Annotated in this window: 14 protein-coding genes; 6 read left to right on the top strand and 8 right to left on the bottom strand. The window is 66.3% G+C overall.

The features are described from left to right. Nucleotides 1–8: 8 nt before the first annotated feature. From NS3_RS09410 to NS3_RS09375, 8 genes are all read right to left on the bottom strand, one after another. Nucleotides 9–329 carry a hypothetical protein gene (locus NS3_RS09410; RefSeq protein ID WP_067856806.1) on the bottom strand — a complete coding sequence of 107 codons (321 nt, stop codon included), beginning with the start codon at nucleotides 327–329 and terminating at the stop codon, nucleotides 9–11. 49 nt (nucleotides 330–378) lie between these two features. Then, nucleotides 379–1,623 carry a metal-dependent hydrolase family protein gene (locus NS3_RS09405; RefSeq protein WP_067856802.1) on the bottom strand — a complete coding sequence of 415 codons (1,245 nt, stop codon included), beginning with the start codon at nucleotides 1,621–1,623 and terminating at the stop codon, nucleotides 379–381. Beyond that, nucleotides 1,620–1,955: a hypothetical protein gene (locus tag NS3_RS09400; RefSeq protein ID WP_067856799.1), complete on the bottom strand. Its 336-nt coding sequence runs from the start codon at nucleotides 1,953–1,955 to the stop codon at nucleotides 1,620–1,622. Before NS3_RS09400 ends, NS3_RS09405 begins: the two co-directional genes overlap by 4 nt. After that, the gene (locus NS3_RS09395) at nucleotides 1,952–3,226 is read right to left on the bottom strand and encodes an aromatic ring-hydroxylating oxygenase subunit alpha (protein ID WP_067856796.1); all 1,275 of its coding nucleotides are present in this window, start codon (nucleotides 3,224–3,226) and stop codon (nucleotides 1,952–1,954) included. The genes NS3_RS09400 and NS3_RS09395 overlap by 4 nt, the downstream gene beginning before the upstream one ends. A 30-nt stretch (nucleotides 3,227–3,256) precedes the next feature. Continuing rightward, a complete protein-coding gene (locus tag NS3_RS09390; protein ID WP_067856793.1) occupies nucleotides 3,257–4,096 on the bottom strand; it encodes a TauD/TfdA dioxygenase family protein in 840 nt (279 codons plus the stop codon). A gap of 25 nt (nucleotides 4,097–4,121) precedes the next feature. Further along, nucleotides 4,122–4,457: a hypothetical protein gene (locus NS3_RS09385; protein WP_067856790.1), complete on the bottom strand. Its 336-nt coding sequence runs from the start codon at nucleotides 4,455–4,457 to the stop codon at nucleotides 4,122–4,124. After that, complete coding sequence (locus NS3_RS09380; RefSeq protein WP_067856787.1) at nucleotides 4,454–5,749, bottom strand: aromatic ring-hydroxylating oxygenase subunit alpha; 1,296 nt, start codon at nucleotides 5,747–5,749, stop codon at nucleotides 4,454–4,456. The genes NS3_RS09385 and NS3_RS09380 overlap by 4 nt, the downstream gene beginning before the upstream one ends. A gap of 88 nt (nucleotides 5,750–5,837) precedes the next feature. Continuing rightward, nucleotides 5,838–6,608, bottom strand: coding sequence for an SDR family NAD(P)-dependent oxidoreductase (locus tag NS3_RS09375; protein WP_067856785.1), 771 nt, complete (start codon nucleotides 6,606–6,608; stop codon nucleotides 5,838–5,840). 397 nt (nucleotides 6,609–7,005) lie between these two features. On the opposite strand from NS3_RS09375, the gene NS3_RS09370 reads away from it, so the two are divergent. The 6 genes from NS3_RS09370 to NS3_RS09345 all read left to right on the top strand — a co-directional run bounded on the left by NS3_RS09370 (nucleotide 7,006) and on the right by NS3_RS09345 (nucleotide 13,551). Further along, a complete protein-coding gene (locus tag NS3_RS09370) occupies nucleotides 7,006–7,602 on the top strand; it encodes a TetR/AcrR family transcriptional regulator (protein ID WP_067856782.1) in 597 nt (198 codons plus the stop codon). A gap of 494 nt (nucleotides 7,603–8,096) precedes the next feature. Next, the gene (locus NS3_RS09365) at nucleotides 8,097–9,269 is read left to right on the top strand and encodes a spirocyclase AveC family protein (RefSeq protein WP_067856779.1); all 1,173 of its coding nucleotides are present in this window, start codon (nucleotides 8,097–8,099) and stop codon (nucleotides 9,267–9,269) included. Between the two features lies 1 nt (nucleotide 9,270). Beyond that, nucleotides 9,271–10,089, top strand: a complete 819-nt coding sequence (locus NS3_RS09360; RefSeq protein ID WP_067856777.1) for a CbbQ/NirQ/NorQ/GpvN family protein — start codon at nucleotides 9,271–9,273, stop codon at nucleotides 10,087–10,089. Then, a complete protein-coding gene (locus NS3_RS09355) occupies nucleotides 10,086–11,789 on the top strand; it encodes a nitric oxide reductase activation protein NorD (protein ID WP_067856775.1) in 1,704 nt (567 codons plus the stop codon). The genes NS3_RS09360 and NS3_RS09355 overlap by 4 nt, the downstream gene beginning before the upstream one ends. A gap of 47 nt (nucleotides 11,790–11,836) precedes the next feature. After that, complete coding sequence (locus tag NS3_RS09350; protein WP_067856773.1) at nucleotides 11,837–12,697, top strand: MlaE family ABC transporter permease; 861 nt, start codon at nucleotides 11,837–11,839, stop codon at nucleotides 12,695–12,697. Beyond that, nucleotides 12,697–13,551, top strand: a complete 855-nt coding sequence (locus NS3_RS09345; RefSeq protein WP_067856771.1) for an ABC transporter permease — start codon at nucleotides 12,697–12,699, stop codon at nucleotides 13,549–13,551. Before NS3_RS09350 ends, NS3_RS09345 begins: the two co-directional genes overlap by 1 nt. Nucleotide 13,552 lies beyond the last annotated feature (1 nt).

Below are 13,552 nucleotides of genomic sequence, written 5' to 3'. Positions count from 1 at the left end.
CCCGTCCGTCACACCGAGTGCGCGCTGATGTCGCGATAGAAACGCACGGTCGGCGGCGGGTCGGTGCGGAGTCCGACCGGCGCGGTGAATCCTCCGGCTTTCGTGATCTCGGCCAATCTCGCCTGCACGTGCGCGATATCGTCGGCTTCGATCTCGTAGACCGCGACGAATTGCCCCTCTCCGGTCACGGGCGCGAAGCGGCGGGCCGCGACCAGTCCTTCGATGCCGAGCATCTCCTTCATGTGGATCTCGTCGTACCAGCGGTGGTATGCCTGGGCGGCTTGTGCCGAGATCGGCTGCGACTCGACGAGCAGAATTCCCTTGTCCATCGAACAACTCCTCAGGTTCGTGACGGCCCAGAGTTTCCGGCCGTGCGGGTCACATGTGTTTGCATATCCGGCCGTCCTTCATGACGAATCGCACGTCCTGGACGGTGGTGATGTCGGCGGTCGGGTCGCCGGGGACGGCGATGATGTCGGCGAGCAGTCCGGGGGCCAGACGGCCGCGGTCGTCGGCATCGATGAGTTCGGCGCTGGTGACGGTGGCCGCGCGCAGGGCTTGTGCCGGTGTCATGCCGCGGTCGACCAATGCCCAGAGCTCCTTGGCGTTGTCGCCGTGTGGCACGGCGGGAGCGTCGGTGCCGCAGGCGATCCTGACTCCCGCCGCGATGGCTTTGCGCAGCGTTTCGCGGGCCCTGGGAAAGACCTCGGCGGCCTTCTTCCGTAGTGCGGGTGCGGCTTTGGAGACGTCGAGCCCCTCGGACAGATAGCTGGTCGGGACGAGGAAAGTGCCGTGGTCGACCATCATGGCGATGGTGTCCTCGCTTGCCAGTGACCCGTGTTCGATGCAGTCCACCCCGGCACGGATGCAGGCGCGGATGCCCGCGTCGCCGTGGGCGTGGGCGGCGACCCGCACACCCGCGCGGTGGGCTTCGTCGACGATCGCGGACAGCTCCTCGTCGGAGTACTGCTGGGCTCCGGCGAGGGTGCCGTGCGACATGACGCCGCCGGAGGCGGAGATCTTGATGACCTCGGCGCCGTATTTGATCTGGTAGCGCACCGATTCGCGGACCTGCGGTACCCCGTTGGCGCGCCCTTCCTCCACGCCGATCGGCATGATGTGCGGGGCCAGACGCTGGAACATGGTCGGGTCCAGGTGGCCGCCGGTCGGTGTGATGGCGTGCCCTGCCCCCACGATGCGCGGACCTTCGCACCAGCCCTGCTCGATGGCCCGGTGCAGGTCGACGTCCAGCAGATAACCGCCGGTTTTCACCATGAGGCCGAGGTTTCGGACGGTGGTGAACCCCGCGTGCAAGGTGGTGCGCGCGTTCACGGTAGCCCGCAAGGTGCGGTAGACGGGGTCGTCCTGAACGCCGTGCATCGGGTTCGGCAACCCGGTCGGGGTGTCGGGTCCGCCGATGAGCAGGTTGATCTCCATATCCATCAACCCGGGCAGCAGGGTGAGCTCGCCCAGATCGATCACCTGGGCGTCCGGCGGTGGCTGTGGCGGGTCGACGGCGACGATACGGTTGCCCTCGATCACGATCACCGCGGGCGTGTGCCTGTGGCCGGTCTCGACGTCGACCCACCCGGCCGCGCGCAGGACGACTCGGTGCCCGCTCACAACGGCGGCTCGATCACACAGGTCAGCGACGCCGCCCCGGTGTCGGGAATGCGGGGTTGGCTCCACACCTCGACCGGAAAGGACACCTGGATCATCGAGTAGAGCAGATACATCAGATTTCGCGCGTCCTCGGGCATATCGTCGACGGCGAATTTGTCGCAGTAGGCGATCGCGTCCTCGGCCCTGGGAGTGATCGCGTCGTAGAACCGCTGCATCTCCTCCATGGAACTGTTCAGCCGCGCGTCGTATCGCTCGGTTTCGGTGGAAAGACACCACCGCGGGGCGAACGATTCCAGATCCGCGAATTCCGGTGGCAACAACGACGTGCTCATGCCTGTGCTCCCTCCGCGCGTTCGCGCTGGTAGTCGCCGACCCAGTCGGCGGCGACCTTGTGCAGGTGCCGCAGCAGGATCTCCTGATCGTTGAGCGGGAAGGTGGTAACCGCACGGGACTCGAGCATGAGCTGAGTCGCTTCCAACGTCGAGGAATCCTGCAATCCATACTCTTTGAAGGTGACCGCGGCCATCTCGTGGGCGACGCGGTCGCGGGGGGTACGGGCGGGTGGGAAGTACAGGTTGCCTTCGAAGATGTGGCTGTTGTGCGAGGTCGGCCAGTAGTGGTAGGTCAGATACCAGCCGCCGGACCAGATGAGGATCACGAAATTGGGCCACAGCTGGAACGAGTCGAGCCCCCACGGATCGCAGCCGGCCGGATTGAGCCCCTTGGGCATCGGGCCCAGATCCGGGACGTCCCAGGGGCCGAACAATCCACTGCGGGTGATGTCCTCCATGGGTTTGCGCATGGTGGGGTCCAGTTCCCAGGTGACCACGCCGGAGGTGCTGACCAGCCGGTGCGGGCCCTCCAATCGGTAGTGCGGCGCCTCGAATCCGGCCTGCTGCGCGGCGACGGAGAAATTGTCGGGTGTCTGTTTTCCGTGCAGCACCGGTGCGTGGTAGAACTCCTGGAAGGCATCCATGTAGAGCTTCCAGTTCGCGCCGACTTCGGTTCGGTAGCTGTAGCGCTCGGTGAGTTCCCCGAAGGGATAGCCGTCGAGATCGGTGATCATGGGGCCGAGGAATTCGGTCAGCGACTGGCGGGGCTCGCGATCGAGGTTGACGAAGATGAAGCCCGACCACACCTCGCACGCCACGCCGGCCAAACCGAGGCTGTTCTTGTCGAGGTCGAAGAATTCCTCCTCCTGCTGCACGAAGGTCAGGCCACCGTCGAGGCCGTAGCGCCAGCCGTGGTACTTGCAGGTGAACTGGCGGCAGGTGCCCGAGGTCTCCGCGTTGGGAAATTCGTCCCAGACGAGTTTGTTGCCGCGGTGGCGGCAGATGTTGTGGAACGCCCGTATCGTGCCGTCGCGGTCGCGGGCGACGATGACCGAGGTGTGCGCGGCGTGGATCTCCTTGGTGAAATAGCTTCCGGTGCGGGGCAATTGCTCGACGCGGCCGACATTGAGCCAGGCGCGTTTGAAGATGGCCGTACGCTCGAGGTCGAAGAACTCCGGCGAGATGGAGTCCTCGTAGGACATGGGCGCGGTGCCCAGTTCGGGATAGTGCTGGGTCCAGCTGCCCTCGGCGGGCTTGGGCCAACGAGGCATGGGTGACTCCTGGAACGTTCGGTATGTGGGCTATTCGATCGGTTCTTCACCGAGCACGGTGGTGCGCAACATCTCTCGCGGCGAATCCACCGGATAGGGGGCGGCGCGGTGGATCACCCCGCGGTTGTCCCATATCACCGTGTCGCCCACCGCCCACTCGTGCCGGTACACACGCTCGGGCGCGGTGCAGCGGCGCAGCAGATCGTCGAGCAGCGCGCGGCTGCGCTCGGGTTCCATGCCGACGATGTGATCGGTGGAGGCGCCGAGTACGAGGGATCGGCGCCCGGACTTGTGGGTCCAGACCAGCGGGTGTTCCTTGGCCGGGCGTCGCCGCCATGCCTCGAGCTGCTCCGGTGTGGGTTCGGGGGTGACCAGTCGCTGGGACGCCTCGAGTGTGTGCACGACCCGCAGCGGCGTGAGGTGGTCGCGTTCGGCGGTGCCGAGATCGTCGAATGCCCGATACGTGCTGGCGAATTCGGTCTCGCCACCGCTGGGGGCGACCGCCCTCGCGCTGAGCATCGTGGCTTTCTGCGGGTAGGCGTCGTCCTCGGGCGTACAGCCGTCGATATGCCAGTCGAACGTCGCGCGCAGATAGCTCGCCGACGAGTTCTTGCTGGTATCCAGACTGACCCGGTAGATGCCGGGCACGGGATGGTGGCCCGGTGAGGTGTCGACCTCGCCGAGTTTGCGACAGAATTCAACCTGGGTGCGCGGGTCCAGATGCAGGTCGCGGAAGACGAGCACCCCGTGCTCCTCCAGGGCGTCGAGAACCACTTCGGGCAGGGACTCGTCGGTGAGCAGGGTCTCGGCCCACACGCCGCGCACCTCGGCGCCGACGGTGTCGCTGAGTTCGTCGATCGTGATCGTCATGGCAGGAGTCCTTTTCGGCCGTCGTTCACGGCCATGGTTCGGCGATACGTTCGAGTTCGGCGTCGGCGCTGTCGACGGGTGTGGCCTGCTGGAAGATCTCGATCGCCATCGCGACCATCACCAGCGAATACACCAGGTGCAGCAGGTTGAGCGCGTCTTCGGGCAGCTCGTCGAGGGGGAACTTGTCGCAGTAGGTGATGGCGTCGTCCACCCGCGGAAAGCAGGCGTCGTAGAACTCGCGCATCTGCGGCATCGGTGTCTTCAGCCGGCGCGCGTAGCGTTCGTTTTCGGTGGGCAGGCACCAGGTCTCGGCGAACGGCTCGAGATCGAGGAACGCTGTCGGCAGCAGGGTGTCGGTCATCGGGCCTCCGTTCCGGCGAGTTCGGCGAGGTGTTGATCGACCCAGTCGGCGACCGTCTTGTGGAAGTGCCGCACCAGGATTTCCTGGTCGTTGACCGGGAAATGGGTCACACCGGCGGTGCGGTAGGCCGATTCCAGCGCGGTCTGGGTGCCGGTCAGCATGCCCGCGTCCTGCAAGGCGAATTCCTTGAACACCACCGAGGCGACTTCGTGTTCGACGCGCTCACGCACCGTGCGGGCAGGCTGGAAACACAGCATTCCCTCGAAGCGGTGGCTGTTGTAGGAGGTCGGCCAGTACCGGTAGAGCAGATACCAGCCGCGGTAGATGAGGATCTCGATATTGGGGAAGATCTGGAAATTGTCGATGCCCCACGGCTCGACCCGGCCGGGGTTGAGTCCCGGCGGCGGTGTCCCGATGTCGGGTGATTCCCACGGACCGACCAGCCCGCTGCGGGTGAGCCGCTCGATCGGATACATGAACTCCGCGGGCAGCGTCCAGCGCCGGGGGCCGCCGGTGGACACCATCCGGTGCGGACCGTCGACCTGGAAGTGCGCGCATTCGAACCCTTTACCGGGGGTGCGCACTCCGCTGGGCACCTGCTGGGAGTGCAGGCCGGGCACGTGGTAGTACTCCTGGAAGGCGTCGGCGAACAATTTCCAGTTGCTCTGGTTGTCGGCCCGGAATTCGTACCACTCGGTCATCTTCTCGAACGGATAGCCGTCCAGTCCGGTGATCATCGGCCCGAGGAATTCCCGCAGGGTCTGGCGCGGCTCGGCGGCGAGGTTGACGAAGATGAATCCGGACCACACCTCGCAGTGCACCCGAACCAGCGACAGATCCTTCTCGTCCAGATCGAAGAACTCGTCCGGCTGCTGCACGAACGCCAACGACCCGTCCAGACCGTAACGCCAGCCGTGGTACTTGCAGGTGAACTGGCGGCAGGTTCCGGCGTCCTCCGCGCGCGGGAATTCGTTCCACACCAGTTTGTTCCCGCGATGGCGGCACACATTGTGGAAGGCGTTGATGCTCCCGTCGCGGTCACGAGCCACGATGATCGAGGTCCGTACGACGTCGAGTTCCTTGGTGAAGTAGCTGCCCGTGCGGGGAAGCTGTTCGACGCGGCCGACATTGAGCCAAGCGCGCTTGAAGATGGCCTCGCGTTCGAGTTCGAAGAACTCCGGCGACACCGAATCCTCGAACGACATCATTCCGGTTCCCAGCTCCGGGTAATGCTGTGTCCACGTGCCTTCGGCGGGTCTGGGCCATTGACGGGGTTTCGCTGGTGCGCTCACGGTCGTTCCTCCGCTTCCGGTCGTGAAGGGGTTCGGGTGTGGTCGTGGTCGAACTGCGGCGGCGGATCCTGCCGGGGGACCGGGGGCGTCAAATGACCGACCCGCCGTTCACGCCCAGCACCTGCCCGGTGATGTAGCCGGCTGCCTCGGAGCACAGGAACAGGCAGGCCGCGGCGATGTCCTCGCCGGTGCCCAGATGTCCGACCGGGATGGCGCGGGCCATGACGGAGTCGTCGGGCAGGTGTCCGGCCGCCTGCGATTGCCGCTGCATAGGGGTGTCGATTCCCGATGGCGGGATGGTGTTCACGGTGATGCCGGCGGCTGCGTATTCGCGCGCCAGGCCCTTGGTCATCGCCACCACGGCGCCCTTGGCGGCCGTGTAGTGCACCATGCCCGGGGAGCCGCGTTGGGCGCTCGAGGACGAGATGGTCACGATGCGTCCCCAGCCTGCCGCGATCATGTCCGGTATCGCGGCCTGGACGCAATGGAAGACACCGTTCAGATTGACGTCGATCAGCCGGTTCCACGCCTGCGCCGAGATCTCGGTGAAGGGCGAGAACCCGACCAAACCAGCACTGGTGACCAGGATTTCGACCGGGCCGAACTCGGCGCGAACCTTGCGCAGCGCGTCGTCCACGGCCGCTCGGTCGGTGACATCGGCTTCACAGGCGATGGCCGTGCCGCCGCGAGCACGAATGCCCTCGGCGATGCGCTGGGCCCCGCCGCCGTCGATGTCGAGCACGGCGACCCGGTACCCGTTCGCAGCCATCAACTGACAGATCGACACTCCCATCCCGGATGCGCCGCCCGTCACCACCGTGACACGGCCCGGTGCGGCAGTGCCTGCGCGCGGGGTCATCGGATCTGCCTCTCGCCTCGCCAGAGTGGGCCGAACGTGCGGTCAGGGGGAGTGGGCCACGGTCTCACCGGGGCAGCAGCACAGGGAAATGACACGAGCGACACTCACATTCTTCGCGTGGCCACACGGTGGTCCCATTGCCACCATCAGAGCGTCGGAATGCCCGTAGGCGCAGCTCCGGAGCCTTGAGCGAGTGATTAAGGTATACGTGACCCACGTCGCAGCTGTCAACGGCGCTGGGGGAGCGGACTTCCGGCGGCCGGTGCGCACTCGGCGTCAGGACGGCCGGCCGATTTCCGGGGTCCGCTGCCGCACGCCAGGGGTGCGGTGCCGCGATACTGCCGAGGTAGGGTGCGCACAACGATCGGGCATGCGGCCCCAGAGTGAGAGGCTGGAGATGACACCGGCTCGGGAGCCAGACGGCCAGGACTCGCCTACCCGCAACGCATTGCTCGACGCCGCCGAGGAGATCATGCGCGCCGAGGGTTACGCCGCGGTCAGCACCCGCCGCCTGGCCGCCCGCGCCGAGGCCAATCCCGCACTGGTCTACTACTACTTCGGCAACATGGACAACCTGTTCGTCGAACTGTTCCGGCGCGGCGCCGAACGCAGCTATCAGCGTCAGCTCGACGCCCTGTCCTCCCGCCAGCCGCTGTGGTCGCTGTGGGAAGCCATCCACGACCAGTCGCACACAGCACTGACCATGGAATTCGTCGCGCTCGCCAACCACAGGAAGGCGATCCGCGCCGAAATCGCCGAATCCTCACGGCGGTTCCGCGCGCTCCAGCTCGACATCGTGTCGCGAGTGCTGGCCGATCGCGGTCCACGCGCCGCCGCCTACACTCCGGGCGCGCTGGTGCTGCTGATGTCGGGCATTTCCCGCCTCCTGCGCATGGAGGAGGCGTTCGACCTCGACACCGCGCACGAAGACGCTGTCGCACTGGTCGAAGACTTCTTGCACGAGATCGAAGGCGAACGCAAGCACTCCGCCTGAACCGCGGCGGGCCGGCTGGGTCCGAAGCGAACCGGTACTGGACACCGCAGGCAGCGCGGTCCCGTGGCCGCCAGGCCTGCGACACTCCCACTCCGAGCATGTGTTGCGCCTCGGCCTCCACGCCGACGGGCACACCGAGGGCGGATCGAAAGCGCCGGCGATAGAGCATATTTCGCTGTGAATCATGGCCCCGCGAGATCCGCGCGGGGCTGGTCGTCGTCGATGCCGTTCGCAACGAAAGCGAACAGTCGCGTCCGAGTCGACATGCCGCTGCCCGCCGTTCCGCCGCAAACAGACCGCTCATCAGGATCTGTGAAACCTATTGGATGCGCAGATTCTCAGTGGTATCTTCAGGCGGGCAGGCCCCGAGAAAATGGGGTGAACGACTCTCCGTCCCACGCCTACCCCCATGACGTTGAGCCCGTCGCCGATCCGTATCCCCGTGCGCGAACGGATATGTGCGCTGTACTGCGACGATCCCGAAGGAGACAGTCGTGAGCGAACTGTCGAACAAGAAGAATTCCCCCACTGTCACCGAGCCGATCGGCGCGACGGCCGCACTCGGCGCCAAGGTGCAGTCCCCGAGTAGACCCGTACTGATCTGGGCTGTCATCGGCGGTGTGATCCTGGCGTTCCAGATGTACATCTGGATCCGCTGGGCCACCGGCCCTCATTTCGTGCGCGTACCGACGGGCCCGAGCGACCCACCGACGTGGATGAAGACGATTCTGATCACCTGGACGACGGTGATCCTGGTCGGCTGGCCGGTCGGCGTCTACTTCTTCATCGTCAGGCCGTGGCGGCGCGAGCGGCGGATCACCACCGACGGAATGCTGCTGGTCGCCTGCGGTCTGATGTTCTTCCAGGATCCGCTGCTGAACTATTTCAACACCTGGAGCACCTACAACACCTGGATGTTCAACCGGGGTTCGTGGGTGGCCGAGATTCCGGGCTGGCGGTCGTATGCCGAACCGGGACAGATGATGGCCGAGCCTTTGCTGATGAACGCGGCGGGCTATTCCTACGGCGTTCTGCTGTGCACGATCCTGGGCTGCTGGATCATGCGGCGCGCCAAGGCGAAATGGCCGAACATCAGCAACCTCGGGCTCATCGGCGTGCTGATCGTGTGGACGTTCTTCTTCGATCTGGTCATCGAGGGCATGTTCCTGATGCCGATGGGTCTTTTCACCTACCCCGGCGCGATCCAATCCCTGTCGATCAACGCGGGCACCTACTACCAATGGCCGATCTACGAAGGGCTCATGTGGGGCGGTGTGCAGGCGGGCCTGTGCGCGCTGCGCTACTACACCGACGATCGCGGCCGGACCTTCGTCGAACGCGGATCCGAGCACATCCGGGGCGGTTTCGTGAAGCAGCAGACCACGCGCTTCCTTGCCATCTTCGCCGCGGTCAGCATGTTCTTCTTCGTCTGTTACAACCTTCCCGCCCAGTGGTTTGCGATGAACGCCGACCCGTGGCCCGAGGACGTCCAGAAACGTTCCTACTTCAACATGGGCGTCTGCGGTGACGGCACCGGGCGACTGTGCCCCGATCCGGTGCTTCCGATTCCCGGCGAGGGCACCGCCTACATCGATCCCGACGGACGGGTCGTGCTCCCGGAGGGCGCCGAGCTTCCGAAAATCGTGCCGTTCGAGCGAGGAAACTGATATGTCGAGCAATTCATCCACCGCACTGCTGCCCGCTGTCGACGCGCCGTTCTACCGCGCGGTCGGTGACGAGGTCGAGGTCTTCCGCGCCGCGGCCCGCCGTGGTCTGCCGGTGCTGCTGAAGGGGCCCACCGGATGCGGCAAGACCCGCTTCGTCGAGGCGATGGCCCACGAACTCGGCCGCGAGCTGATCACCGCCGCGGGGCACGAGGACATGACCTCCGCGGATCTGGTCGGGCGTTTCCTGCTGAAGGGCGGCGAGACGGTCTGGGTCGACGGACCGCTGACCCGGGCCGTGCGCGAAGGCGCCATCTGCTATCTGGACGAGGTGGTGGAGGCACGCCAGGACACCACGGTGGTCATCCATCCCCTCGCCGATCACCGCCGCGAGCTCCCCATCGATCGGCTCGCCACCACCTTGCGGGCAGCACCGGGGTTCCAGCTGGTCATCTCCTACAACCCCGGTTACCAGAGCGTCCTGAAAAGCCTGAAAGAGTCCACCCGCCAACGGTTCATCGCTATCGAACTCGGCTTTCCGCCCGCGGAGACGGAGATCGACGTGGTCGCCCACGAAGCCGGGATCGATATCGGGGCTGCGAGCGAACTGGTGACGCTGGGCAACGCTATTCGCACGCTGGACGGCTCGCCGTTGCGGGAGGTGGCCTCGACGCGGCTGTTGATTCTGGCAGGCGGTCTCATCGGCGAAGGGTTGAGCCTGCGCGCGGCTGTTCAGTCGGCGATCGTGCAGACGCTGTCCGATGATGCCGATGTCGTGCGCGCCCTCGGCGAGCTCGTCGACGCCGTTGTGTCACGGCCATGAACAGCTCGAGCACCGAGGGTCTGGACCGGTTCACGTTCCTGGCCACCTATCTCGCCGGTCGCTCTGTCCAGGTGGCGCAGGCGCCGGCGGGCCGGGCAGCGCACACGAACGGCCAGGTCGTGTTCGTCTCCGCGGGCCGGTCCCTCGCCGAGCAGCGACGCGAGATGCTGGTCCAGTCCGCGCTCCTCGGCGCGGGCAGTCTGGATCGGCAGCTGGTGAAGGCGCTGCGAGCGCGTCCGGCCCTGGCCCGCCGTTACCTTGCCCTGGAGGGGTGGCGAGTCCTCGCCGACCTCGCCCGGCGGCTGCCTCTGGCCGCCGATGTCGGCCTCGAACAGCCGCCGGTGACGGCAACCGCCGAGGAGTCACTGCGGCTGGCGACCAGCCGATCGGAGATCGCCGATCCGCCCGAGTGGTTCGGTGCGATCAAACCCGCCCTCCTGGTGAAGTCTCCTGCCGGACCAGGGGGGCGGGTCGCCGACAAAGAACTGCGCTTGGAATTCGATCTTGCCGACCTGCCCGAGGCCGACGACGACGATGACGATGACGATGACGGTGGACAGTCCGGACAGAGCAGAATCCTCAGGCTGTTCGAGAATCCCCTGTTCAACTCCCGCGCCCTGTCGGACCAGTTGCGCAAGCTGCTCGGCAACTCCCGTTCTTCCGGGGACGGGTCGGCCGGGGCGGAGACGCCGGTGCGCGCGGTGCGGCGAGCCCGCACGGTCGGTACGAACGCCCGGCCGCTGCCCACCCGGATCCGGTTCACCGACGACGGCGCACCGGGCGCCGCGACCGGTGTCGGCGGGGCGCTGTACCCGGAGTGGGATGTCCACAACGGCAGGTACCGGCCGGACTGGTGCCGGGTTCTGGATTTCCCGCTGACCGTCGCCGCCGACATCTCGGCCGCGGACGTCGGGCACGACGATGTGCTGCGGCGACGGTTGTCGCGGGTCGGTCTCGGTCCCAAGGTTCTGCGTCGCCGTCCCGATGGCGACGACCTGGACGTCGAAGCGCTCATCGACCTGGTCATCGATCTGCGCTCGGGTTACTCACCGCCCGAACAGGTCTACCTCGAACACCGCAAACTCGCCAGGAATCTCGGCGTTCTGATCCTGATCGATGCCTCGGGTTCGGCCACCGACACCGATCCGCAGGGATTGGCCGTCCACGACCATCAGCGACGAGCGGCGGCCACGCTCGCCCACACACTGGAAGAACTCGGCGACCGCGTCGCGGTCTACGCCTTCCGCTCGCAGGGCCGCCACGCGGTCCATCTGCCTGCGATCAAAACCTTCGACCAACGTTTCGGCGCTCTCGGGCGGGCCCGGCTCAATCAGCTCCAGCCGTCGAACTACACCCGCCTGGGCGCAGGCATCCGCGGCGCGGGCGAGATCCTCAAAAACGAAGCGGGGACCCAGAACCGGATGCTGCTCGTCCTGTCAGACGGCTTCCCCTATGACGACGGCTACGAAGGTCGCTACGCCGACGCCGATGCCCGCAAAGCTCTCGAGGAGTTGCGCGTCGACGGCGTCGCCTGCCTGTGCCTGACGGTCGGAGCCGCCACTGGCGGCGAAGTTCTCGAACGCGTCTTCGGTTCCGTCGGTTACGCCGCGGCCGCGACCCTGTCCGAACTGAGCCCGCGAATGGATGAACTGTTCCTGGCGTCGCTACGAGAGCTCGCCGCGCCGACGATCCGCACGTAGTACCCGATCCTTCGAGGAAGGGCACCTTCGATGAGAAGAGGCTCGCAATGAAACTCGACGAGACACCGCTCCCGGCCGCGCCTGCCGCTGCTACCGAGATCAGGGAGTGGACAACCGGTTACCTCCAGCGGCATCCAGCCGCCTCGCTTCGGACGGTCGGCCGCCAAGTCGTGCTCGGGCGCAGCGCCGTGCGTTACCTCGTCACCGACATCGCCCGGCGCCGCTTCCCCTTCGACGAGTTCGTCGCCCAGGCGGCGTTCATGGTCAAGACCTCCCTGCTCCCGACGGTGGCGGTCGCGCTGCCCATCAGCGCCACCCTGTCGATCCAGTTCGGTTTGCTGGCAGGCCAGGTCGGGGCGACCGCGCTGGCGGGTGCGGCCAGCGGCCTGGCCGTGATCCGCCAGTCGGCGCCGTTGGTGACCGCCATTCTGCTCGCGGCGGCGGTCGGCTCGGCGCTGTGCGCGGATCTGGGCTCACGCAAGATCCGCGACGAGATCGACGCGATGGAGGTCATGGGTGTCTCGGTGTTGCGACGGCTGGTGGTACCGCGACTGGCCGCGTGCGTCGTGGTGGCCATGGCCCTCACCGGCCTCAGTTGTTTCGTCGGATTCCTGTCCGGATATCTGTTCAACGTCTATGTCCAGAACGGGACACCCGGAAGCTACCTGGCGACCTTCTCCTCCTTCGCCACCGCCGGTGATCTGTACCTGAGCATGATCAAAGCGGCCGTGTTCGGGGTGATCGTCGCCGTCATCGCCTGCGAGAAGGGGCTGAACACCCGAGGCGGACCGGGTGGTGTGGCGAACTCGGTCAACGCCGCGGTGGTGGCCTCGATCATCGCGCTGATGGTGGTGAATCTCGGGTTCACCGAGATGTACACCATCCTGTTCCCGAGGACCACACTGTAATGGCCAGCACCTACCATCCTCCCGGCACGCGCACGCTGCTCGCGCTCGCGCGCCCACTGTGGTACAGCGTCCTCCGGCTCGGGCACATGTTCAGCTTCTTCAGCCGTGCGGTCACCGCGATCCCGGTGACGCTGCGCCACTACGGCCGGGAAACCTTGCGGATTCTGTCCGACGTCACCTGGGGCAACGGGTCGCTGATCGTCGGCGGCGGCACGGCGGGGGTGATGATCATCCTCGGGGCCACCGCCGGGGGCATCGTCGGCATCGAGGGATTCAACGCGCTCAAACTGCTGGGCATGGAGCCTGCGACCGGGATGATCGCCGCCACCGCCGCGACCCGCGAGCTGGCCCCGATCATGGCCTCCATCGCGTTCGCCGCCCAAGCGGGATGCCGGTTCACCGCGCAGCTGGGCGCGATGCGGATCTCCGAAGAGATCGATGCCCTCGATTCCCTCGCGATCCGCCCGATCCCGTTCCTGGTCACCACACGACTGATCGCCTCGGTCGTCGCGGTCATCCCGTTGTTCCTCGCCGGACTCGCCGCCGGCTACCTCGCGGTGAAGGTCTTCGTCGGGGTGGCGGGCGGTCAATCCTCCGGCACCTACGATCACTATTTCGATCTGGTGCTCAGCGGCAACGACATCGCCTACGCGCTGCTGAAAGCGATCGTATTCGTCATCGTCACCACCACCATCCAGTGCTACTACGGCTATTACGCCAGCGGCGGACCGCAGGGAGTCGGCATCGCGGCCGGGCGTGCGATGCGCGCGAGCATCACGGTGATGATCTCGGTGAATCTGCTGATGACGTTGGCGCTGTGGGGTTTCGACGCCGGTTCCAGGATCAGCGGGTAGC

The organism is Nocardia shimofusensis NBRC 100134 (genome assembly GCF_001613125.1).
Lineage (GTDB): Bacteria > Actinomycetota > Actinomycetes > Mycobacteriales > Mycobacteriaceae > Nocardia > Nocardia shimofusensis.
This window is presented reverse-complemented; position numbering and strand designations above follow the sequence as displayed.